We start from the raw sequence: 1,031 nt of genomic DNA, 5'->3' as shown, positions 1-1,031 counted from the left end.
GACGCCGCCGGCGGCCGAGGTGCCTTGGCCGGGCGGCCCGGCCGGCCGGGCCGACGACTGGTTCTGGGACGCCGTCGAGCAGGAGGATCTGCAGTCGCTGGCCGACGCGCTGGACTCCGGGGACGAAACCCTGCGCACCTCGCTCTGTGCTGTTCTGCCGGTGCTGTCCTCGTGGCGCCGTCGTCGGGCGGTGGAGTCGACGATCGACGGCTGGCGTTACCAGGTCGAGTGGAAGCCCGCTGCGGCTGCTCCTGGGGCGGTCCTGTCCGGAGAGTGGCTGGTGGTGGCGGAGGACGCCACCGCCGGGTTGGTGGAGGCCTGCGCCTCGGTGCTGTCCGGGCACGGTGCTTCGGTGCGTCGGGTGGTGTCGGCGGGGCTGTCCCGGGCCGAATTGGCTGCCGCGGTGGCCGGTTCGCCGGTGGCGGGCGTGCTGGCGGTGGTGTCGGGTGCGGAGTCGGCGTTGACGCTGGTGCAGGCGCTCGGGGACGCGGCGGTGGCCGCGCCGCTGTGGCTGGTGACGAGTGGTGCGGTGTCGACGGGCCGTGCGGACCGGGTGCGCGATGCCGGTCTGGCGCAGGTCTGGGGCCTGGGCCGGGTGGTGGCGCTGGAGCACCCGGAGCGCTGGGGTGGTCTGGTGGACGTCCCGGAGACGCTCGACGAGCGTGCCCGGGGCCGTCTGGCGGCCGTGCTGGCCGGTCTGGAGGACGAGGACCAGGTGGCCGTGCGTGCTTCCGGTGTCTTCGTGCGCCGGCTCGTCCGTGCCTCGGGTGCGGTCGCGGAGGCGTGGACTCCGCGCGGCACGGTCCTGGTCACCGGTGGGACGGGCGCCCTGGGCGCCCACGTGGCCCGGTGGCTGGCGGGTGGCGGGGCGGAGCACGTGGTGCTGACCAGCCGTCGCGGCCCGGACGCTCCGGGCGCGGTCGAGCTGCGGGACGAGCTGGAGAACGCGGCCAGGAACTCGCCGCCGCCCTCGACCGGATTGGCGACCGACGGGTTCACCGCGGGCAGGTGGAAGGCGAAGACGTCCCCGT

1 protein-coding gene is annotated in these 1,031 nt (G+C 75.5%); it reads left to right on the top strand.

The window, feature by feature from the left end; translation table 11 throughout:
* Window positions 1-19: 19 nt before the first annotated feature.
* On the top strand, window positions 20-1,031 hold a 1,012-nt coding region (locus ABZW03_RS41280), incomplete at its 3' end, for a KR domain-containing protein (protein ID WP_355270068.1).

This window comes from Kitasatospora sp. NPDC004799 (genome assembly GCF_040609095.1).
Taxonomy (GTDB): Bacteria; Actinomycetota; Actinomycetes; order Streptomycetales; family Streptomycetaceae; genus Kitasatospora.
The sequence above is the reverse complement of the archived record's forward strand: the minus strand, read 5'-3'. Positions and strand labels throughout refer to the sequence as shown.